The 20,048-nt window shown below is 36.3% G+C and carries 25 protein-coding genes and 1 pseudogene; 9 read left to right on the forward strand and 17 right to left on the reverse strand.

Annotated features, from left to right (window positions below; all coding sequences use genetic code 11):
• Window positions 1-23: 23 nt before the first annotated feature.
• The 3 genes from ACUXEY_RS07690 (at window position 24) to mscL (ending at window position 2,238) form a co-directional block, all read left to right on the forward strand.
• Window positions 24-704 carry an ankyrin repeat domain-containing protein gene (locus ACUXEY_RS07690; RefSeq protein ID WP_461300410.1) on the forward strand — a complete coding sequence of 227 codons (681 nt, stop codon included), beginning with the start codon at window positions 24-26 and terminating at the stop codon, window positions 702-704.
• An 80-nt stretch (window positions 705-784) separates the two neighbouring features.
• On the forward strand, window positions 785-1,711 hold the full coding sequence (locus ACUXEY_RS07695) for a Gfo/Idh/MocA family protein (RefSeq protein ID WP_429599205.1): 927 nt from the start codon (window positions 785-787) through the stop codon (window positions 1,709-1,711).
• 128 nt (window positions 1,712-1,839) lie between these two features.
• Window positions 1,840-2,238 carry a large-conductance mechanosensitive channel protein MscL gene (gene mscL, locus ACUXEY_RS07700; RefSeq protein WP_000267006.1) on the forward strand — a complete coding sequence of 133 codons (399 nt, stop codon included), beginning with the start codon at window positions 1,840-1,842 and terminating at the stop codon, window positions 2,236-2,238.
• Between the two features lie 49 nt (window positions 2,239-2,287).
• Here mscL and ACUXEY_RS07705 read toward each other — a convergent pair whose 3' ends face one another.
• Entirely contained in the window at window positions 2,288-2,560 is a 273-nt protein-coding gene (locus tag ACUXEY_RS07705; RefSeq protein ID WP_429599202.1) for a DUF3917 domain-containing protein, read from the reverse strand.
• Window positions 2,561-2,709: 149 nt separating this feature from the next.
• On the opposite strand from ACUXEY_RS07705, the gene dhp61 reads away from it, so the two are divergent.
• The 3 genes from dhp61 to ACUXEY_RS07720 all read left to right on the forward strand — a co-directional run bounded on the left by dhp61 (window position 2,710) and on the right by ACUXEY_RS07720 (window position 3,670).
• On the forward strand, window positions 2,710-2,988 hold the full coding sequence (gene dhp61, locus ACUXEY_RS07710; protein WP_429599199.1) for a protein Dhp61: 279 nt from the start codon (window positions 2,710-2,712) through the stop codon (window positions 2,986-2,988).
• 81 nt (window positions 2,989-3,069) lie between these two features.
• On the forward strand, window positions 3,070-3,306 hold the full coding sequence (locus ACUXEY_RS07715; protein WP_166703367.1) for a DUF3949 domain-containing protein: 237 nt from the start codon (window positions 3,070-3,072) through the stop codon (window positions 3,304-3,306).
• 1 nt (window position 3,307) lies between these two features.
• Window positions 3,308-3,670 carry a DUF4288 domain-containing protein gene (locus tag ACUXEY_RS07720; protein WP_461300421.1) on the forward strand — a complete coding sequence of 121 codons (363 nt, stop codon included), beginning with the start codon at window positions 3,308-3,310 and terminating at the stop codon, window positions 3,668-3,670.
• Between the two features lie 34 nt (window positions 3,671-3,704).
• Here ACUXEY_RS07720 and ccpA read toward each other — a convergent pair whose 3' ends face one another.
• The 6 genes and pseudogenes from ccpA to ACUXEY_RS07750 all read right to left on the reverse strand — a co-directional run bounded on the left by ccpA (window position 3,705) and on the right by ACUXEY_RS07750 (window position 8,003).
• Window positions 3,705-4,703 (reverse strand): catabolite control protein A, encoded by a 999-nt coding sequence (gene ccpA / locus ACUXEY_RS07725; RefSeq protein WP_461300411.1) that lies wholly within the window; start codon window positions 4,701-4,703, stop codon window positions 3,705-3,707.
• Window positions 4,704-5,189: 486 nt separating this feature from the next.
• A pseudogene (locus tag ACUXEY_RS07730) lies at window positions 5,190-5,390 on the reverse strand (bifunctional 3-deoxy-7-phosphoheptulonate synthase/chorismate mutase); the annotation flags it as partial.
• Between the two features lie 65 nt (window positions 5,391-5,455).
• Entirely contained in the window at window positions 5,456-5,938 is a 483-nt protein-coding gene (locus ACUXEY_RS07735; RefSeq protein ID WP_461300412.1) for a DUF2247 family protein, read from the reverse strand.
• Between the two features lie 92 nt (window positions 5,939-6,030).
• On the reverse strand, window positions 6,031-7,047 hold the full coding sequence (locus ACUXEY_RS07740; protein ID WP_166703370.1) for a CamS family sex pheromone protein: 1,017 nt from the start codon (window positions 7,045-7,047) through the stop codon (window positions 6,031-6,033).
• A gap of 117 nt (window positions 7,048-7,164) precedes the next feature.
• Window positions 7,165-7,491, reverse strand: a complete 327-nt coding sequence (gene ytxJ / locus ACUXEY_RS07745) for a bacillithiol system redox-active protein YtxJ (protein WP_242275015.1) — start codon at window positions 7,489-7,491, stop codon at window positions 7,165-7,167.
• Window positions 7,491-8,003: a DUF948 domain-containing protein gene (locus ACUXEY_RS07750; RefSeq protein ID WP_080448715.1), complete on the reverse strand. Its 513-nt coding sequence runs from the start codon at window positions 8,001-8,003 to the stop codon at window positions 7,491-7,493. The genes ytxJ and ACUXEY_RS07750 overlap by 1 nt, the downstream gene beginning before the upstream one ends.
• A 187-nt stretch (window positions 8,004-8,190) precedes the next feature.
• Here ACUXEY_RS07750 and ACUXEY_RS07755 point away from each other — a divergent pair, with 187 nt between their 5' ends.
• Entirely contained in the window at window positions 8,191-9,306 is a 1,116-nt protein-coding gene (locus ACUXEY_RS07755) for an aminopeptidase (protein ID WP_000654739.1), read from the forward strand.
• 35 nt (window positions 9,307-9,341) lie between these two features.
• Here the strand turns inward: ACUXEY_RS07755 and ACUXEY_RS07760 are convergent, their stop codons facing one another.
• The 7 genes from ACUXEY_RS07760 to ACUXEY_RS07790 all read right to left on the reverse strand — a co-directional run bounded on the left by ACUXEY_RS07760 (window position 9,342) and on the right by ACUXEY_RS07790 (window position 12,854).
• Window positions 9,342-9,776, reverse strand: a complete 435-nt coding sequence (locus ACUXEY_RS07760; RefSeq protein WP_429599185.1) for a hypothetical protein — start codon at window positions 9,774-9,776, stop codon at window positions 9,342-9,344.
• Window positions 9,777-9,792: 16 nt separating this feature from the next.
• The gene (locus ACUXEY_RS07765; protein ID WP_461300413.1) at window positions 9,793-9,975 is read right to left on the reverse strand and encodes a hypothetical protein; all 183 of its coding nucleotides are present in this window, start codon (window positions 9,973-9,975) and stop codon (window positions 9,793-9,795) included.
• A complete protein-coding gene (locus tag ACUXEY_RS07770) occupies window positions 9,972-10,376 on the reverse strand; it encodes a PH domain-containing protein (protein ID WP_429599182.1) in 405 nt (134 codons plus the stop codon). Before ACUXEY_RS07770 ends, ACUXEY_RS07765 begins: the two co-directional genes overlap by 4 nt.
• 76 nt (window positions 10,377-10,452) lie before the next feature.
• The gene (locus ACUXEY_RS07775) at window positions 10,453-10,944 is read right to left on the reverse strand and encodes a GNAT family N-acetyltransferase (protein ID WP_461300414.1); all 492 of its coding nucleotides are present in this window, start codon (window positions 10,942-10,944) and stop codon (window positions 10,453-10,455) included.
• On the reverse strand, window positions 10,941-11,489 hold the full coding sequence (locus ACUXEY_RS07780) for a GNAT family N-acetyltransferase (protein ID WP_461300415.1): 549 nt from the start codon (window positions 11,487-11,489) through the stop codon (window positions 10,941-10,943). Before ACUXEY_RS07780 ends, ACUXEY_RS07775 begins: the two co-directional genes overlap by 4 nt.
• A gap of 56 nt (window positions 11,490-11,545) precedes the next feature.
• Window positions 11,546-12,451 (reverse strand): DMT family transporter, encoded by a 906-nt coding sequence (locus tag ACUXEY_RS07785; protein ID WP_461300416.1) that lies wholly within the window; start codon window positions 12,449-12,451, stop codon window positions 11,546-11,548.
• Window positions 12,441-12,854 (reverse strand): MerR family transcriptional regulator, encoded by a 414-nt coding sequence (locus tag ACUXEY_RS07790; RefSeq protein ID WP_461300417.1) that lies wholly within the window; start codon window positions 12,852-12,854, stop codon window positions 12,441-12,443. Before ACUXEY_RS07790 ends, ACUXEY_RS07785 begins: the two co-directional genes overlap by 11 nt.
• A gap of 123 nt (window positions 12,855-12,977) precedes the next feature.
• Here ACUXEY_RS07790 and ACUXEY_RS07795 point away from each other — a divergent pair, with 123 nt between their 5' ends.
• Window positions 12,978-13,322, forward strand: a complete 345-nt coding sequence (locus tag ACUXEY_RS07795; protein ID WP_087932429.1) for a PadR family transcriptional regulator — start codon at window positions 12,978-12,980, stop codon at window positions 13,320-13,322.
• Window positions 13,319-13,981, forward strand: coding sequence for a DUF1700 domain-containing protein (locus tag ACUXEY_RS07800; protein WP_461300418.1), 663 nt, complete (start codon window positions 13,319-13,321; stop codon window positions 13,979-13,981). Before ACUXEY_RS07795 ends, ACUXEY_RS07800 begins: the two co-directional genes overlap by 4 nt.
• A gap of 53 nt (window positions 13,982-14,034) precedes the next feature.
• Here ACUXEY_RS07800 and murC read toward each other — a convergent pair whose 3' ends face one another.
• From murC to ACUXEY_RS07815, 3 genes are all read right to left on the reverse strand, one after another.
• Window positions 14,035-15,345 carry a UDP-N-acetylmuramate--L-alanine ligase gene (murC, locus tag ACUXEY_RS07805; RefSeq protein WP_098344517.1) on the reverse strand — a complete coding sequence of 437 codons (1,311 nt, stop codon included), beginning with the start codon at window positions 15,343-15,345 and terminating at the stop codon, window positions 14,035-14,037.
• Between the two features lie 252 nt (window positions 15,346-15,597).
• Complete coding sequence (locus tag ACUXEY_RS07810) at window positions 15,598-16,716, reverse strand: nicotinate phosphoribosyltransferase (RefSeq protein WP_087957220.1); 1,119 nt, start codon at window positions 16,714-16,716, stop codon at window positions 15,598-15,600.
• Between the two features lie 61 nt (window positions 16,717-16,777).
• On the reverse strand, window positions 16,778-20,048 hold a 3,271-nt coding region (locus ACUXEY_RS07815; RefSeq protein ID WP_461300419.1), incomplete at its 5' end, for a DNA translocase FtsK.

Raw genomic sequence — 20,048 nt, forward strand, 5'->3', positions numbered from 1 at the left:
TGAAATGAGGAGGTTGAAATTCCATGTTAAAAAAAACATTAAGTATGATTTGTTGCGTAATTTTTTTACAAGGTTGCTCACAAGAACAAGAAGTTAAAAAGGGGATGAAAAACATGGAGACAGCGCTACTAACAGCTACTGAGAAACAAGAAACAACTACTGTTATCTCATTACTCAAAAAAGGGGCTGACATAAATATAACGGACAGTAAAGGACGTACCCCTCTTATGATTGCTACATACAAAAATGATGTAAAAACCGCAAAAGCGCTTATTGAAGCAGGTGCTGACGTAAATATCCAAGACGATATGAAAAACAATCCCTTTCTATACGCCGGTGCAGAAGGTTACTTACATATTTTAAAACTAACGATTGATGCTGGCGCAGATCCATCACTTACGAATCGTTACGGTGGAACAGCTCTTATCCCTGCCTCAGAACATGGCTATATCGATGTTATTAACGAACTCCTCACCCGGACATCTGTTGATGTTAACCATGCAAATAATCTCGGATGGACTGCTTTAATGGAAGCGATCGTACTAAGTAACGGAAACGAAACACAGCAACAGGTCATTCGCCTTCTTATCAAGCACGGTGCAGATGTAACTATTCCTGACAACGATGGTGTTACCCCGTTAGAGCATGCGCGCGCTCATAACTTTGAAGAGATAGAGAAGATTTTGTTAGAAGGGCGTAAGTAAAAAAGCTAATCTTTGCCTTCCTCCCCCGCCCTATGCTACATTTAACCCGTTACATCAATATTAATAGGGTGGGAATAAACATGAACAAACCTAAAATTGGGATGATTGGACTTGGAAGTATTGCGCAAAAGGCCTATCTTCCAACACTTACAAAAGAAACAGATTGGAATTTTGTAGGGGCGTTTACACCTAACGTGGAGAAAAGAAAACAAGTTTGCCAGCAATACCGCATTCAAGACTTTCATTCTATTGAAACGCTAGCTTCAGAATGCAATGCAATCTTCGTTCATAGTTCAACTGCTACACATTATGAAATCGTTTCTGAACTTCTGAAAAAGGGAATCGACGTTTATGTTGATAAGCCGCTAGCAGCTACAGTAGAACAAGCTGAGAAACTAGTCGAGTTGAGCGAAAAGCATAACCGAAAATTAATGGTCGGATTTAATCGCAGATTCGTTCCTATGTATGTTGCGGCAAAAGAGCAAGCTCATAATATTTCATGGGTTCGAATTGAAAAGCATCGTACAAATAAAGTCGGGCCATATACGTATGACTTTACTATGTTAGATGATTACTTACATATCGTAGATACTGCTCGCTGGTTAGCTAACGATGACCTTAACGTCGTTCATAATATGATGCAAACTAATGAAAAGAATGAACTTCTTTACGGACATCATACATATACAACGCCAAGTGGACTGTTGCTTTCTACAGCAATGCATCGCCATGCTGGTACAAATTTAGAACAAATTGAACTTGTAACGACAGGGAAAATCATTCGCGTAAAAAATATGAACACATTTGAAGTTGAGCAGGAAAATTCAGTTTCTCAAATTGGTTCGCCATCATGGGATACAACGTTAAAACAACGTGGTTTTGAAGATGCTGTTCATCATTTTATTGAATGTGTACACGGAGATACAAAACCTATTGTAGATGGGGTAGAAGGATTAAAAACGCAGCAACTGTTGCAATCCCTACTAAACGATGCAAACAAAAAGTAAAACGGATACATTTTTCAGAATTTACTTTCATTCCCATTTCCTCTTTATTTCTCTCACAAATTTCTATAGAATATGTTGATAGGAATTATAAATTTCATATTGAATCGTGGAAAGGATGGGATTAACACATGTGGAACGAGTTTAAAAAATTCGCATTCAAAGGGAATGTAATCGATTTAGCTGTCGGGGTTGTAATCGGTGCTGCATTCGGTAAAATCGTTAGTTCTTTAGTAAAAGATATCATCACACCATTACTTGGTATGGTATTAGGTGGCGTTGACTTTACAGGTTTAAAAATTACATTCGGTAAAGCATCTATTATGTATGGTAAATTCATCCAAACTATTTTTGATTTCTTAATTATTGCAGCGGCTATCTTTATGTTCGTTAAAGTATTCAACAAACTAACATCTAAAAGAGAAGAAGAAAAAGAAGAGGAACTTCCAGAACCAACAAAAGAAGAAGAACTTCTTGGCGAAATTCGCGACTTATTAAAACAACAAAACTCTTCTAAAGATAGAGCATAATTGAACAGATAAAAAGGCATGTCCCTCTGGGACATGCCTTTTCTATATGCTATAACGTTTCCGAATTCATATGAATAAATAAAATAATACCTGCAACCATAAGTACCATAATACTACCTACAAATAGTGTAATACCCATGAACATTAAACTCGTGCTCATGTCCACTGATACACTTTCAATAAAAATAGAAATTACATACGTGATAAGGGCAATTCCTGCAAGAATACTTCCTGGAACAAATCGCTTTAAACCATTTTGTTTTAACGTCATATATGCAAAAATAGCAGTCATACAAAGCGTAATTATCCAAAGAACGATCATCTTTTCTCCCCCCTCACAAGCCTTTTCTTTCTATTATACATGACATTGCCCTATAATAGTTAAATTTGCACTTATGTGACATATAACAAGGAATCATACAATCTATAGAGAAGTCTTCCAGATAAGCTATATACTAGGGAGGATTGCAATTGGAAGATGATATTGTAGGATATTTTAAACAAGTAGAGCGATTCGATTATATTACAATCGACTTAGACAAAGTTGTGCAACTAGAAACAAATATAACTTCGCTAAAAGTATCACTTAACTTAAACAAGGATGAAACTATTATTGCTGGAAATGTGAAACAATATGATCCTTCTAGGTTAGAACAATTCATACAAAGCTTCAAACGCACTGCACAAATATGCATTGAACATAATTTACGAAGTCCTGAAGAACTTTTTTCATTTTGGAAAGGGAATTGACCACTAGAAATAAATAGATATCTTTAGTTCAAATTGATATAATTACCATATATAAATATTCTTTATAAGGGAGTGTTCATAATGATTTGGATTTCACTAATCGTATTAGCCTATTTCATCATTCTCGTCCCAATACAGTATAACTATATTAAAATGCTAAAGGCAAAACAGAAAAAAATGAATATGTCACAAAACGAACTATATGACAACATGTCTTATGAAGAATCCCAAATACACTATCATTATCAAAGTAACGTATTTACAATACCTGCTTCACTTGTCGCAAGTATTATTTATAGAGTGAAACATGCAGCATAATATGTACGCTGTAAAATTATTGTTTGAATCTGTTCATTCTGGTGAGCCTAATACTACGAAAATGGATGAACATTATGAAGAAAATCACGATACACTTTTTGAAGAAAGTATTATTCTTGTTAAAGCAAATAATCTAGAGGAAGCTCACGAATTAGGTGAAAAAATAGCTATACACTCTGAAGAATCGTACGATAATATGTACGATGAGCAAGTCACATGGAAGTTCCGAAAAGTGTTGCATGTGTTTGAATTAGACGATACACCATTTGAAACTGGAAAAGAATTATACGCAAGATTTTTACACGTTAAGAAAAACGAAACGGTGGATTCCGTAGTAAAAGCATACTATCCCGAATGCGAATAAAAGCTCACAGCAAATGCTGTGAGCTTTTTTATACTTACTTCGTTGAATTTCTAAATTGGATACGATGAGGTAAGATAACAGTGTGATCTTCCACTTTTTCTTTGTTCATATACTTTGTTAATAGACGCATTGCTACTGCACCGATATCGTACATTGGTTGTACAACTGTTGAAAGTTGTGGACGAACCATTAAAGCAAGGCGTGTATTATCGAAACCAAGTACTTCTACATCAGTTGGTACGTTTAATCCAGCGTCTTGTGCTGCATGGATTACACCTAGTGCCATTTCGTCAGAGGATACGAAGATTGCTGTTGGCTTGCCATCAAGGCCCCAAAGCTTTTCGAATGCCTCGATACCTGAATCATATGTGTAATCTCCATCAATCACAAGATTTTCATCATATGAAATACCTGCTTCTTCTAGAGCTTTTCTATAACCTTGTAACTTCTTCGCGCTTCCCGCTTTATCAATGAAAGGACCAGAGACGAAACCGATACGCTTATGCCCTTGCTCAATAAAGTGCTTCATTGCGTCGTAAGCTGCTTGTGTATAATCAATATTTACTGACGGCGTTTCATTTTGCTCATCGAATGACGCTGCTAATACGATCGGTACTGGAGACTTTTTGAATTCTTCAATGTGAATGTCTGTAATATCTTCACCCATGAAAACAATTCCGTCCACTTGCTTTCCAAGCATCGTATTTAATAAATGGAACTCTTTCTCTTTGTTTTGATCAGAGTTACTTAAAATGATGTTATATTTGTACATTGTTGCGATATCTTCAATTCCACGAGCAAGTTCTGCATAAAACGTATTTGAGATATCAGGAATAATAACACCTACTGTAGTTGTCTTCTTACTTGCTAGTCCACGTGCTACCGCATTTGGGCGGTATCCTAAACGATCAATTGCTTCTAATACTTTCTTTCTTGTTGTAGGCTTTACATTTGGGTTACCGTTCACAACACGAGATACGGTAGCCATTGAAACGTTTGCTTCGCGCGCTACATCATATATTGTTACGTTCATCTCATCGCACACTCCTTCTATTTTTGTTATCTATTTTTATGTATCGGTTACTTGAATGAAAAAAAGACATCAACTCTATTTGCAGATGCCACCAATCGTCCCGAGTTCTTCCTTTTACTAATGATACGATAAAAACGCAGGCTCATACAATATTTTCCCGCAAAAGTTTCGAAAAAATTCGCTTCTTTTCTCGTATTTTCGTATTTTTTATGAAAAAAAGGACATTTTTGTAAAAATATAGATATCTCATATGTAGAAACCTTATTTTAAGCGGTACGATAGTGAATGAAATTTATATCGGCGATTTTTCGAATATACCGACTTACTGACAGAAAACGACAATGATAGTCATTTGATGTGCTCTGGATTTGAGCTGACAATAGAAAGTCACATCGCCCTGTAGAATGCGTTATATCGACAAAGACAGATGTAAATATGTGTCTTTCTTTAAAATCGGCACAGCGGAAACATGAAGCGTATTACACATCGATTTTTCATTGCTTCAGAAAATTGATGTACTTGTTCATAACTTTCTACTGTGCATGGTCCCATAATAAAAAGCAGGTTTCCATCACCATTAATTTCAACAATCGTATCTTCTTGTAACTCTAAACGAGCTTGGAAAGTATGTTATAACATCTAGGCTTCAAATGGTCCATTATTATTCTCTGCGATTACATATAGCATAACTTACCTTCCCGTTTCAGAAACTAATTGTAAGTCACGATCTATTTATTGATATTTTGTATATATTAGCATTTAAATCTCGATTCCTCTAATTTTAAAAATTTTTCAAACCTATTTACTATATCTTCTTTCGTAGTTGGAACTTCTTGAGGCATATAATTAACAAAACTCACCATATCTTCTGGGTAGTGATGCTTTCCATAAAACTCTGCAATTTCATTTAATAATTCATTATCTTCTTTACATCTTTCTTTTATTTCAGATAAACAAACAAATATTAGTTTTCTTTTCTCCTCTATTAATATTGTGCTTTCTTCATCTAATTGAGGAAAATAATTAGTTTTTATTTCTAACAACACCTTACTTAAATCTTCATTAGAGACTCCCCATGTAAGTTCACTAACAAACCCGCTTTCATCACCAATTTCCATCAATTCTACCGCATAATCAGAAATAACGTCTTTACTAAAATAATTTCCTTGGATGCCTACAAAAATAGTTTTCCAATCATACTTAATATGTTTATTTTTTAAATCTTTTAAGTTCATATGATTTCCCTCTTACTTTTTGGAATTTTATTTGGCTTACCCTTCATAAAAGCATTTCCAATAAAAAAAGACAGTTTAAGCACTGTCTTTTTTTACAAGAAGGAAACGAACGGTTTATCGCTGTTTTTCTCTTTTATAATAATTGCCTCGATTTTATTCTCAGACTTTATCTGCAATTGTACTTTCGCATCTTTAGGTAATTTTTCCAATATACTTTGAGCAGCCATTTGGGTAAGAGCCATTAATTCTGTTTTACCGTTATATTTAATAACAATATTCATATTTAATGCATCCATTTGATTTTTCTTATAAGACACTTTAGCATTGACTGGAATGTAATCTCCAGGAGAAAACTTTTTTATTACCTCAGCGAATTCAGTTATTTTTGTATTATCTTCTCCATGTGCTTTTGTAAATTCATCAGAAGGATATGAATACGCTTGCTCATCGATTGTACTCCAATTTCCAAGATTCGTATCGTTCTTTTGAACGGTAGCACTAGCAATATATGTACCATTTTTTAAAGAACTTGTACTTTCTTGCTTAAAGATCGCAAACGTAATTGGAGATTTGTTATACTTGTCATTTTTATTAATAGCTTCTATAAGTTGTCCAGCAACTTCAGTACCCTTAGACATTGCTTCTTCATTTGATACAGTTGACGACATTGCTAACCCGATCACAACGCCAGATAAACTTAATTCATTTGAATTCTGCTTCCCGAAATAGTCTTGTTCTATAATATTTGTCAAAACAGGTGCTTTTACTTTTGCGACTAGTTCATCAACTAACTTCTCCGGAATATACTGATTTAATTGTAGTACATGATTTTCTGTATCAAATTGCTCTTTTGCAATATTCATTAAACCATTTTCATACTCTGCTAAATCTAATTTAGAATTTGTTGTTATATTAGCTGTATTTATAACCTTTTGTTCTTTTAAAGGAATTACAGTTCTATAATAATCTTTAGAAACAGCAGTTCTCGGAATCATGCTTTTTTCTTTCGTATCTTTCTGTATAACTTCATCCTTCTTACTAATCGTATCATTACTACAAGCTCCTAGTAATAAACTTACGACCGCGAAGGATAATGCCATTTTCTTCATTACTTAAAACCTACTTTCAACAATCTAGTTATTTAATTTGAACTAATAACAGTGTACCATTAAATATATTTCAACAAAAACAAAAAAAAGAAGCAAGCACCTTTAGCTTGCTTCTTTTTACTTAATATTCTCTTCTAAAGCGTCTTTTTTAATGTTCCAATGAGACGTATTCCATACTACCATCCCATCTTTTATGTATAACACTTGCGGAGATTCATGTTTAATGCTGTACTGTTCTGCAACACGATTCGAAACATCTCTCGCGTCTTGTACGTATAAGTAATACGCTGGTACTGCTCTTTCTTCACTACAATACGTTTGGAACTCTGTATAGGCACCATGACTAATCGGGCATGTCGTACTATGTTTAAAAAGAACATACGGCTCGTTTTTTTCTACTAATACTTCAAGCTCTTCAATTGTTTCAAGTTTTGTCATATTCATTACGATTCACCTCTCATACGAAGTCTAGAGCGCTTCTCTTTCTTTTCAGCTTTTTTCTCAAGCCTTTCTAATTTACGCTCTTCTTTTTCAATCTTTTTCTCTTGTCTTGACGCACGATAATGATTGTATACTTCAATTGCTGCGCTACTCCACTGTACAACTTGCGCCACTTTATCTGCATTATTTTCAATTTCGTCCGTAACAGACTCTGATACATTACGAAGTTTCGTATTTAAAGAATGGATTGTCGTTCCAATTCCATCTACACCCGATACTACTTTATTTAATGATTGTGACTTCTGTTGAATGTCATCAGCTAACGCATTTGTTTTATGTAATAATTGCTCCGTCTCTACGCTAATCCCTTGCATTTGCTTTTCTAAACCTTCTAACGTGCTTGCAACGTTTTCTAACGTCTTCTGAACAGATAACAACGTTCTACATACATACACTACTAATACAGCGAAAGCAACCGCGATAATAGCCGCACTTACATATAAAAGAACTTGCATTTCATCACTTCCTTTATCTTTTTCATACTTTCTCCTATTATACAATCATTTTCCGTTTCGTTCTAATCCCTATCTTTTCATTAGAATTTTCATACTTATTCGTTAACTTTAACATAAATGATTCAACAAATTCCACTAAGTAGGTTACAATAGGAAAGGATACATAATTAGTAGGGAGGCTTTACATATGAAAGATCCACGCATTGAAAAGTTAGCATACAATTTAATTAACTACTCTATCCGCTTACAAAAAGGCGAAAAAGTATTAATTGAAAACTTTGGCTTACAAAAAGAACTTGTAACTGCACTTGTAAAAGAAGCATATGCAGCTGGTGGTTTCCCATTCGTTTCTTTAAAAGATCATCAAGTAGATCGCTCTTTATTAATGGGTGCTACTGAAGAACATTTTGAACAAATCGCTGCATATGAAGCAAGCGTAATGAAAGATATGGACGCTTATATCGGTCTTCGCTCTGGCGATAACATTAACGAACAAGCTGACGTACCAAGTGAAAGAATGCAAATTCACGGTCAAACAGTTGGTAAGAAAGTTCATAGAGACATCCGTGTTCCGAAAACACGCTGGGTTGTGCTTCGCTATCCAAATGCTTCTATGGCGCAGCTTGCTAAAATGAGCACTGAAGCTTTCGAAGACTTCTACTTCGAAGTTTGTAACTTAGACTACGGTAAAATGGATAAGGCGATGGATAGCCTTGTTACATTAATGAATAAAACAGATAAAGTTCGTCTAACTGGTCCTGGAACTGACTTAACATTCTCTATTAAAGACATTCCAGCTATTAAATGCTCAGGTCATTTAAACATTCCAGACGGTGAAGTATATTCTGCACCAGTTCGCGATTCTGTTAACGGTACAGTTTCTTACAACACACCATCTCCTTACAACGGTTATACATTTGAAAATGTACAACTTAAGTTTGAGAACGGTCAAATCGTTGAAGCAACTGCAAACGATACAGAGCGCATTAACAAAATCTTCGATACTGACGAAGGCGCACGCTACGTTGGTGAGTTCGCAATCGGCGTAAACCCATACATCTTACATCCAATGGGAGACATCCTATTCGATGAAAAAATCGATGGCAGCTTCCACTTCACTCCTGGACAAGCTTACGACGATGCATGGAACGGCAACAACTCGAACATTCACTGGGATTTAGTATGCATCCAGCGCCCTGAATACGGCGGCGGCGAAATTTACTTTGACGACGTACTAATCCGTAAAGATGGACGTTTCGTTGTACCTGAATTAGAAGCTCTAAATCCAGAGAACTTAAAATAATAATAAAAACGCTCGGAGCACATTCCGAGCGTTTTTTAATACTTTAATAACTCTTTCGCCACATCTTCTGGCACTTTAAAACTCATCTTCTTATTTTTCATTTCAACTTCAACATACGGAACATCTTTATATACCGTCATCGTACCAATTTCATGTAACTCTTTTTTATCTTTACTCGACTCCGATAATTTTGGTGTATCTTCTTGGTACATTTTGAATATTTTCCCTTGCGGAGTATCTAACGGAGCCGATTGCATTTCCCACTTATCCATTTTCATTGTTTCAAACAGCTTTTCAATTTCTTTCTTATCGGTCATTACTTTTTTATCACTTGAATCAGTAAGTGATTCAATTTCAACCTTTTGTGCCTTTTCTAAGTTCATATTAGCCTTTTCCTTCTTCGCACTACAGCCTATTACAAGAAAGGATGCTGTTATCAGAAGCATAAACAACATACAGATTTTTTTCATTTCTAATCCTCCTGTACTATATAGAGCTACTTTTCTCACTTTTTGTTTGCTGAAAATGAAAATAATATAAAAGCGCTACTGCGATAGTACCTATTAATATTGGTACAGATAAGGGCAGATCCCATTTCATATATACTCTAGTGCAAATAGCAAGCACCAACAAAATTTCCAAACAAAACAAAGGTTTTACATATTTCATTTCTTACCTACCATTTCTATTTTCACATGTGGATTCTCTTGTTCTACAAGTGATAAAAATCGCTCCATTTGTTGCGGCATCGCAACCATATGTACTTTATACGCATTCGTCGTAATTTCAAGATTTTTCCCAACTTGGCGAATGATTCTTATCTCTTTCAATACGATATCGTCATTTAAAATACCGTACTTTAATACACCATTTTCTACTTTATGCTTTTTAATAAATACTTCCCAAACGAGTGGTACATTTACAAGAAAGCATAAACCCATTCCAATTAACGCTGACATCCACTGCTCTTTATTTGTGACAATCATGACAAGTGGATATACAAACATAAAAACTAACGTGAGACAAACGAAAATTACTACCGATTTACTTCTTTGAATCGGAAAATCCATATACTCACCCCCTAACCTAAATTATACCACTTTTTCCATTTTAGTCATAAAAAAAGGCCATTTCTACATGACCTTCTTAAACGATATATCTATAAAATTTCTTATCCACTTGTAACACTGGAAAACTTTTTGGCAAACCTTCTATATCCACACTTTGAAAACCATTCTTTTCATAAAAGCGATGCGATGCTAGAAATTTCACTGTCGTTCCTAAGTAAATATCTTTCAGCTTTTTATTCTCAGCCCACGAAATTGCTGTTTGGAGCAACTTATGTGATGTGCCCCACTCTTTTCCGCGAAATTCTTTTTTTACGAACATTTTCCTTAGCGCTACTTGATCGTTCCCAATATCTAATAAAGCCACTGTTCCAACTACTTTATCATCATAAGTTGCTACCCAAAAGTTGCCATGATTCCTTTGATAAAATGTCTCTATTTCAAGCAAGTCTGGCTGCTCTTCTTTCGTAATGGGGACATTGTACTCTTTTTGCTGAATATGAACGATAAGATCTACTACTTCATCTTGAAACGTACTTTCATACGGAATAATGCGTATCTTCTCGTTCATCGAATCTCCTTCCATTCTGAAGCTAGCAAACTATATACAGCGATATCGTGAAAATGATCGTATAGCCATTCATCATCTCTTAAAATACCATCTAACTTAAAGCCTAAACGCTCTGGAATAGCACGGCTTTTCACATTTTCAACACCGCATCTAATTTCCATTTTATTTAATTTTAAATTCTCAAATGCATAGTGAAGTACAGCCTTCACGCTACGCGTCATAATGCCTTTCCCGCCAGCATCTTCTGCAAGATAATATCCGAGACTTGCCGCTTTCTTCCCCCAACTTACCGGATGAATACCTACCATCCCAACGAGCTTTCCTTTATAACGTATACCACTTTCAAAACCGTCTCCCTCTGCAAACTTCTTTAACCACATCGGACAAATCTCATCATACGCACCAGCAGATTTTACTCCATCTACCCAAGGAAGCCATCTTCGTAAATGATTACGGTTTTGGTCTATTAATTGATATAGGTCCTCTTTATAATGCTTCTCTAATAACTGTAATTCGATTTCATCGTCTACTCGAAGTGTGAACATGTTTATTAGCTCCCCTTCAGTTTTCTTATTATTCTAACACTTATAGGTGTAAGTTGTTAAATATTCACACTTTCTTTTGATTTCATTTGCATAAAACCAGAAGAATACAACACACCCATAACAACTAATATCATTCCTACCGATTGCGCAGGCGTTATATTTACTCCTTCAATAAAAGAAATAATCATTGTAACAACAGGCACTAAATTAAAAAATAAAGATGTTCTTGCTGCTCCAATTTGAGAAATTCCATTATTCCACCATAAGTAACCGAGCACGCTCATTCCAATTGCCATAAAAAGAATCGCTCCCCAAGCTAACAAAGGAATTTCTAAAATTGGTACTTTATTTTTTTGAGTGGAAGATATGATCATAAAGACAATGGCACCAATAGTCATTGTGTGTGTCGTCGTTTGTATTGGGCTACTAGTTTTAATAAACTTTCTGCCTAGTACACCGTATAACGCCCAGCAAATATTCCCTAATAAAATATAAAAATCTCCTTTTGAAAATGATAAATTTTGTAGCATTGTAAACGAACCTTGTGTCAGCACAAAAACAACACCAAGTAATGCAAGTAACATCCCAATACCTTGGCGTTTTATAATTTTTTCTCGTAAAATAAAACTTGCTAACAGCGTCGTAACGAGCGGATTCGTCGCCATAATCAGTGCACCATTCATAGCTTCTGTATGTTTCATACCTAAAAAGAAAAAGAAGTTAAAGCCGAATACACCAACTATACCAAGCAACAGGTAATAAGCCCTATTCTCCCTCCATACCTTTATCTCAAAATCTTTTCGTATTTTTAATAAACATAACATCACAAATGCAGCAATTCCAAAGCGCCATGCTGCTATATGAATCGCTTCGAAATACTGTACAGCATATTTCGAAGCATTAAATGTCCCACCAGTGAAAATCGCAAATCCAAGTAACTGAACGTATACTTTATTTTTCATTGTCAACCTCCGAGGTTTCCCCTGCTAGAAAACCGTAATAAATTTCTAGCTTCTCCTCCGTTAGCTGAACAACTTTTTGCAATTGTTCCTGCTGTTCTTTTAATCGATCCAAGTGAGTTATTAAAATTGAAATTCTCTTTTTTACTTTCGCTGGTACTTCCTCTTTTCTCTGCCTAATTTCCTCTATAATACATCCATCACTTGCAAATTCAGCCATCTCTTCTAATGACATTCCAGTTTGTTTTAACGAATATAAAAATTTTAAAAGGCGTACATCACCTTCTGTATATTGGCGAATCCCGCTATTTCGCGTTGGTGGTGGTAATAATCCTAATTTCTCATAGTAACGCAAAGTATGAATACCCATCCCAGTTAACTCTGCTACTTCACCGATTTTATACATGTTCTCTCCCCCTTGTTTTTATATCTTCATCTTACAACCTAGAGTTAACTCTAGGTCAATACGTAAATAAAAAAACAACTATATATGATTGATATCTAGATACGAATCATATATAGTTAAAGTATGGAAAAAAATGATAATTTTATAATTCAATTACGTAAAGGTGTTTTTGATCTCGCTATTTTGTCTTTAATAAGTAAACAACCTATGTACGGATACGAAATTACAAGTGCATTACAAGATATCCCTGTATTTCATATCCCGAATGGTTCGATTTATCCTATATTAAATCGAATCACAAAAAACAATTGGGCTGTTTCCTATTGGGAAGAGTCCGGTGATGGGCCAAAAAGAAAATACTATCGCATTACAGACGAAGGGAGAGAAATTTTACATAGTCGCTTGCATGATTATGATGCAGTATATCATGCTCTAATGTTACTAGCTAAAGGAGAGGATAAAAAATGAACAAGGAACAATTCTTTTCAAATGAACTCATAGCTTCTTTCTTACACGATTTTCACAAAGGTTTAATGAACTTACCTACATCAGCACGCGAACAACATGTGCTAGAAATCAAATCCGATTTATATGAAAATGCATTACGTAAAGAAAGTGAAGGGATACCATTAGGAATCATTCCTTCACAAGTGATTGAAGAATTTCTTCCTCCAAAAGAATTAGCAAAGGAAATTGCAGTAGAATATACAGACGTTATTGAAGACGCACAGCAATCTACCAATACATTTATTAAATATTTTACAGGGTTTTCAATTGCTCCACTTGGCGCTCTATCAATACCCATCGCACTTGGTTTTATCAATATTTCAGCCTGCTTGCCATTTTTATTAGCCTTTATCGCAAGCAACATTTGGTTCATCTGTAGAGAAAATCATTGGAATACAAGTCAATTAAAATTTTTAAAAACAGTTATTTCCTTTAGTACTAACGTTTTAATTGCTCTTCCATTTGCATTTTTCGCAATTCGCATCATCATAACAAAACAATTCGATATGTTTTCATTCTATTATTTAATTGGATATGTACTTTTTAGTTCAATTTATATCGTTTTGTTAAAACAACTCTACAAAAAGAATAAACAATACCAACCTATCAATACTTTTTAAAATATACCGAACACAACAAAAAAGACGCACAGCTAAGCTATGCGTCTTTTCTATTACTTCTCTGCAACTTGAACTTCTTTTACGTAAGCTGCTTCGAATTTTTGGATGTCTCCTGCGCCCATGAAAATTAGAACGCCGTTTTTATGTTTCTTTAATACATCCGTTGTTGTATCTGTAATTAGTTCTGCACCGTCAATACGCTTTTGCAGATCTTCGATTGTCAATTCACCTTTGTTTTCACGTGCTGATCCGAAAATATCACATAAGTATACTTGGTCAGCTTTGCTTAAGCTTTCAGCGAACTCATCTAAGAACTTTTCTGTACGTGAGAATGTATGTGGCTGGAATACAGCGACAACTTCACGCTCTGGATGTTTTTGACGAGCTGCTTCAATCGTTGCATTAATTTCTGTTGGATGGTGTGCGTAGTCATCGATAATAACTTGCTCTCCCATCGGCTTTTCATTAAAGCGACGTTTTACGCCTTCAAAAGTCGTTAGCTGATGCTTAACTGCTTCTACATCAACATTTTCATAATGGCAAAGCGCGATTACTGCTAATGCATTTAATACGCTGTGGTTGCCGTATCCTGTAATTTTGAACGTGTCATAGTACGTATTACGAACGAATACATCGAAAATAGTACCATCTGTTCTCTTTTGAATGTTACGTGCTTGGAAATCATTATCTTCTCCAAATCCATAGAAAATAACAGGTACTTTCGCTTGAATTTTTTGAAGTTCTTCATCATCTCCACATGCAATAATGCCTTTTTTCACTTGCAATGCCATCTCTTGGAATGCACTGAATACATCATTGATATCTGTGAAATAATCTGGATGATCAAAATCAATATTTGTCATAATTGCATAGTCTGGATTGTAAGACAAGAAATGACGACGATACTCACAAGCTTCAAATACAAAATACTTACTATTTTCTACCCCATGCCCTGTTCCATCTCCAATAAGGTAAGATGTAGGGTGTGCACCTTGCATTACATGGGCTAACAAACCAGTTGTTGATGTTTTTCCATGCGCACCAGTTACAGCAACACTTGTGTATTGGTTCATAAGGTCACCTAAGAAGTGATGGTAACGATGTACTGGGATGTTCAATTCTTTTGCTGCTACGATTTCTTCATGCGTATCAGGAAATGCATTTCCTGCAATAATCACTTGTCCTTCTTTTACATTATTTTTATCAAAAGGAAGGATCGAGATATTGCGCTTTTCCAACGCTGTTTGTGTAAAGAAACGTTTTTCATAATCAGACCCTTGAACAGTATGCTTCATGTCATGAAGAATTTGCGCTAATGAACTCATTCCTGTTCCTTTAATTCCTACAAAATGGTAAACTGTCATCTTAAAGAACCTCCAACATTTCGAACTAATACAACGGCCTATCTATAAGACAGTATATGAATCTTTTCTTATTTTGGTAATCATCATACATTTTTGATGTAGTGAAGTTATTCTTCCCTTCACTTATCAGGATAAACTCGTACGTACTTCTTTTTTATGTCCATAACAAATCCATTATAGCAAAAAAGGAGCCGCTATACTATGATAACAGAAAAACTGATAGGGTCAATCACCTATCAGTTTTTCTCTCTTTTACATATCTTCTCTTTTTTCTAATTGAACACGCTCTAAACGTGGGTTTGGACGATATTTACGACCAGCTTTCGCTTCTGGTTTTCCATTTAATTCTACGTTATCACCAGTAAAGCCAATATTCATTTTTAATAAGCTACTTCCTACTCCGTATATATCAACAGGTACGTTTTGAGCTTCAAATTCACGAATACGCTTCTCATCAAATCCACCAGTTACAACGATGTCTACATGCTGGAATCCTTCTTCATCAAGCGCTTTACGAAGTGCGAATACAAGCGATGGGTTTACACCACGTGGATCGAATGTTCCAAGTACTTCTGGGTGGCGAATGAAGTATTGATCAATCATCGTGCGCGACGTATCTACACGTACACCTTTTAATGTTGATCCAAATTCACGCGCTACGCGAAGTGCATCTGTAATGACGTCATTGTTGTAATCAATTAATACAACCAATTCATCTTCTGGGAATTTCTTATGATATGCTTTCGCCGCTTCCACAACATCACCATTAAACATTTGAATTAATGCGTGAGGCATTGTCCCCATACCACTTTTGCCCCACCATTCATTCATCGCATGCGTCGCTTGTGCGCTCATACCTCCGATGTATGCTGCATAACCGTCACCAGCTTGTTGTGTATAATGATCGTCACGGTCTCCCATGAAAATAACTGGTTTTTCTTTATCTACGCTACGCGCAGCTTGGACAACATTATATACGTTTGTCGCAACCGATGTACGACGAGCTAAAATCCCATCAATAACACCTTCTAAAAATCCGAAATTTTCATAAGGACCATGAATTGTTAACACTGTTTCAAACGGACTAATATTATCGCCATCTTTTAAAGAGTTAATTTCTAGTTCCTCAGGATTTTTAGCGAATGTTTGTAGCAATGCAATCACTTCATCTGTTCCGCAAAGAACTGCATTTTCCTTTTGGAAAAATTGCATCGTTACAACACTTTTCGGGCGAAATTCTTCAATGATTTCTCTAGTCTTTAAAAAGTAAACGGCAGAGAACCAACCTTCTCCAACGCGTTCGTCAAATTTAAATGTTCTATTTGTTAGTCTATTTATTTCACCTTTTAATTTTAATTCAATTTCTTTCATGTCGCTTTACTCCCTACTTTACTATCCAACATTTTCTCTTAGTATACAGCAAAACCGTTTACTATACATTTGTTTCCTGCATAGCAGCGAATTCATCCTCAGAAATAAGGACATCTCTTGGCTTCGTTCCTCTTGCTTCAGAAATAATTCCTTGCGATTGCATCTCTTCAATGAGACGTGCCGCGCGATTATAACCGATGCGGAATTTTCGCTGTACAGAAGATGTGGACGCTCCCCCTTGTTCTACAACAAATTGACATGCTTCGAAGAACAATTCGTCTTCCGACTCAGCCTGTTCTGTTTTCGCTAATAAATCCTCTTGCTTAAATAAGTAATTCGGCTTCATTTGCTTTTTCACATGATCAACTGTCTTTTCAATCTCATCATCCGATACATATACACCTTGTACACGAACAGGCTTAGATGTACCGTTCCCTAAGAATAACATATCACCACGGCCAAGTAATTTCTCCGCGCCACCAATATCGATAATCGTACGCGAATCAACTTGAGATGATACAGTAAACGCAATACGCGTTGGAATGTTTGACTTAATTAAACCGGTAATAACATCCACAGATGGACGCTGCGTCGCTACTAATAAATGAATACCACAAGCACGTGCTTTTTGTGCAATACGACAAATCGCTTCCTCAACATCACCAGGTGCTACCATCATTAAGTCAGCTAACTCGTCAATGACAATAACGATATAAGGTAATGTCTCTCCCGGAATTTCTCGCTCACTTACAATCGTATTATAGCGAGTTAAATCACGAGCACCTGCGTGCGCAAACAATTCATAACGGCGCTCCATTTCTTCAACTGCCCATTTTAATGCTGCTGTCGCTGCTTTCACATCTGTAATAACAGGTGCGACAAGATGCGGAACAGAATTGTATGGTGCAAGCTCAACCATCTTCGGATCGATTAACATTAACTTCACTTCATGTGGTTTTGCTTTATATAAAATGCTCGTTAAAATTGCGTTAATACACACACTTTTACCAGAACCTGTTGCACCCGCAATAAGTCCGTGTGGCATTTTTCGAATATCCGTTACAATTGGATCGCCTGAAATATCAAGCCCTAGCGCAACCGTAAGCGGTGATTCGCTCTTTGTAAACACAGGACTTCTTAAAATTTCACGAAGAAATACTGGCTTACTTTCTTTATTTGGAACTTCGATTCCAATCGCACTCTTCCCTGGAATCGGTGCTTCAATACGAATATCTTTCGCTGCTAAGCTTAACTTAATATCATCACTTAAATTTGTAATTTTATTTACTTTCACACCTGGGTCTGGCTGTACTTCAAAACGAGTTACTGCTGGACCTTGCGATACATTAATAACATGTGCGCCAACATGGAAATTATTAAACGTTGTATCTAATAATTCTTTCTGTTCATCTAACCATTCTGTATTATCTAGCGCTGCTTGCTGCGGAATCGATAGCAATGTTAATGGCGGAATTGCATATGTCGGTGGTGTTTGCAATACATTTCGCATATCGTTCTCTCTTTGATTTACAACATATGCTTTCTCTTGTACTTCCGTACTTGAAATTGGCTTTTGTACTTGCTCTACCACTACTTGTTGCATTGGTTTCTCTTCCACTTGTGGTTCCACTACCTCTTGTTGCACTGGTGTTTCTTCCACTCGTGATTCTACCACCACTTGCTGCATTGGCTTTTCTTCCACTTGTGGTTCTACTACCTCTTGTTGCACTGGTGTTTCTTCCACTCGTGATTCTACCACCACTTGCTGCATTGGCTTTTCTTCCACTTGTGGTTCTACTACCTCTTGTTGCACTGGTGTTTCTTCCACTCGTGATTCTACCACCACTTGCTGCATTGGTTTCTCTTCCACTTGTGGTTCCACTACCCCTTGTTGTACTGGTGTTTCTTCCACTCGTGATTCTACCACTACTTGTTGCATTGGTTTCTCTTCCACTTGTGGTTCCACTACCTCTTGTTGCACCGGTTTTTCTTCCACTCGTGATTCTACCACCACTTGCTGCATTGGCTTTTCTTCCACTTGTGGTTCTACTACCTCTTGTTGCACTGATGTTTCTTCTACTTGTTGTACAGGCTTATTCTCTACTCGTTCGCTCATAGAAGATTGCATTGCATTCGCTCTAGCCGCATGTCTTTCCATTAATCGCGTTCTGTCTTGTTTCAACATAACAACATTAAATGGTACGTGACGCTTTTTCTCACGTTTTGGTTCTTCTTTTTGTACAACTTTTTGCTCTTCTGCGACCGGTTTTTCTTCTACAACTTGTTGTTCTTCTGCAATCGCTGCTTCCTCTACAACTCGTTGTTCTTCTGCAATCGGCGCTTCCTCTACAACTCGTTGTTCTTCTGCAATCGCTTCTTCTTCTACTACTGGCTGCTCTTCTGCAATCGCTTCTTCTTCTACTACTTGTTGTTCTTCTGCAATTAAAACATCCGCAAAGCTTTGAACATCTTTCTTCGTTTGTTCATCAGCCTCAGCAACATGTATGAATTCATTCTTTTGTTCTATTGCTTCATTTAACACCATTTCTTGCTGCGCTTCCTCAAGTGCTACAGGTTCCGCTTCTTCTGGCGCTTCTGTTTTTGCAATTACTTCCACTTCTTCTTGCTCTTCTGTTTCTGCAATTACTTCCACTTCTTCTCGCTCTTCTGTTTCTGCAATTGCTTCCACTTCTTCTGGCGTTTCTGCTTCCGTAATTACTTCCACTTCTTCTTGTTCTTCTGTTTCTGCAATTACTTCTACTTCTTCTCGCTCTTCTGCTTCCGTAATTACTTCCACTTCTTCTTGCTCTTCTGTTTCTGCAATTACTTCCACTTCTTCTTGCTCTTCTGTTTCTGCAATTACTTCCACTTCTTCTCGCTCTTCTGTTTCTGCAATTACTTCCACTTCTTCTCGCTCTTCTGTTTCTGCAATTACTTCCACTTCTTCTTGCTCTTCTGTTTCTGCAATTACTTCCACTTCTTCTCGCTCTTCTGTTTCTGCAATTACTTCCACTTCTTCTCGCTCTTCTGTTTCTGCAATTACTTCCACTTCTTCTTGCTCTTCTGTTTCTGCAATTACTTCCACTTCTTCTCGCTCTTCTGTTTCTGCAATTACTTCCACTTCTTCTCGCTCTTCTGTTTCTGCAATTACTTCCACTTCTTCTCGCTCTTCTGTTTCTGCAATTACTTCCACTTCTTCTCGCTCTTCTGTTTCTGCAATTACTTCCACTTCTTCTCGCTCTTCTGTTTCTGCAATTACTTCCACTTCTTCTCGCTCTTCTGTTTCTGCAATTACTTCCACTTCTTCTCGCTCTTCTGTTTCTGCAATTACT

It is taken from the genome of Bacillus sp. F9_6S_D1_P_5 (assembly GCF_054823925.1).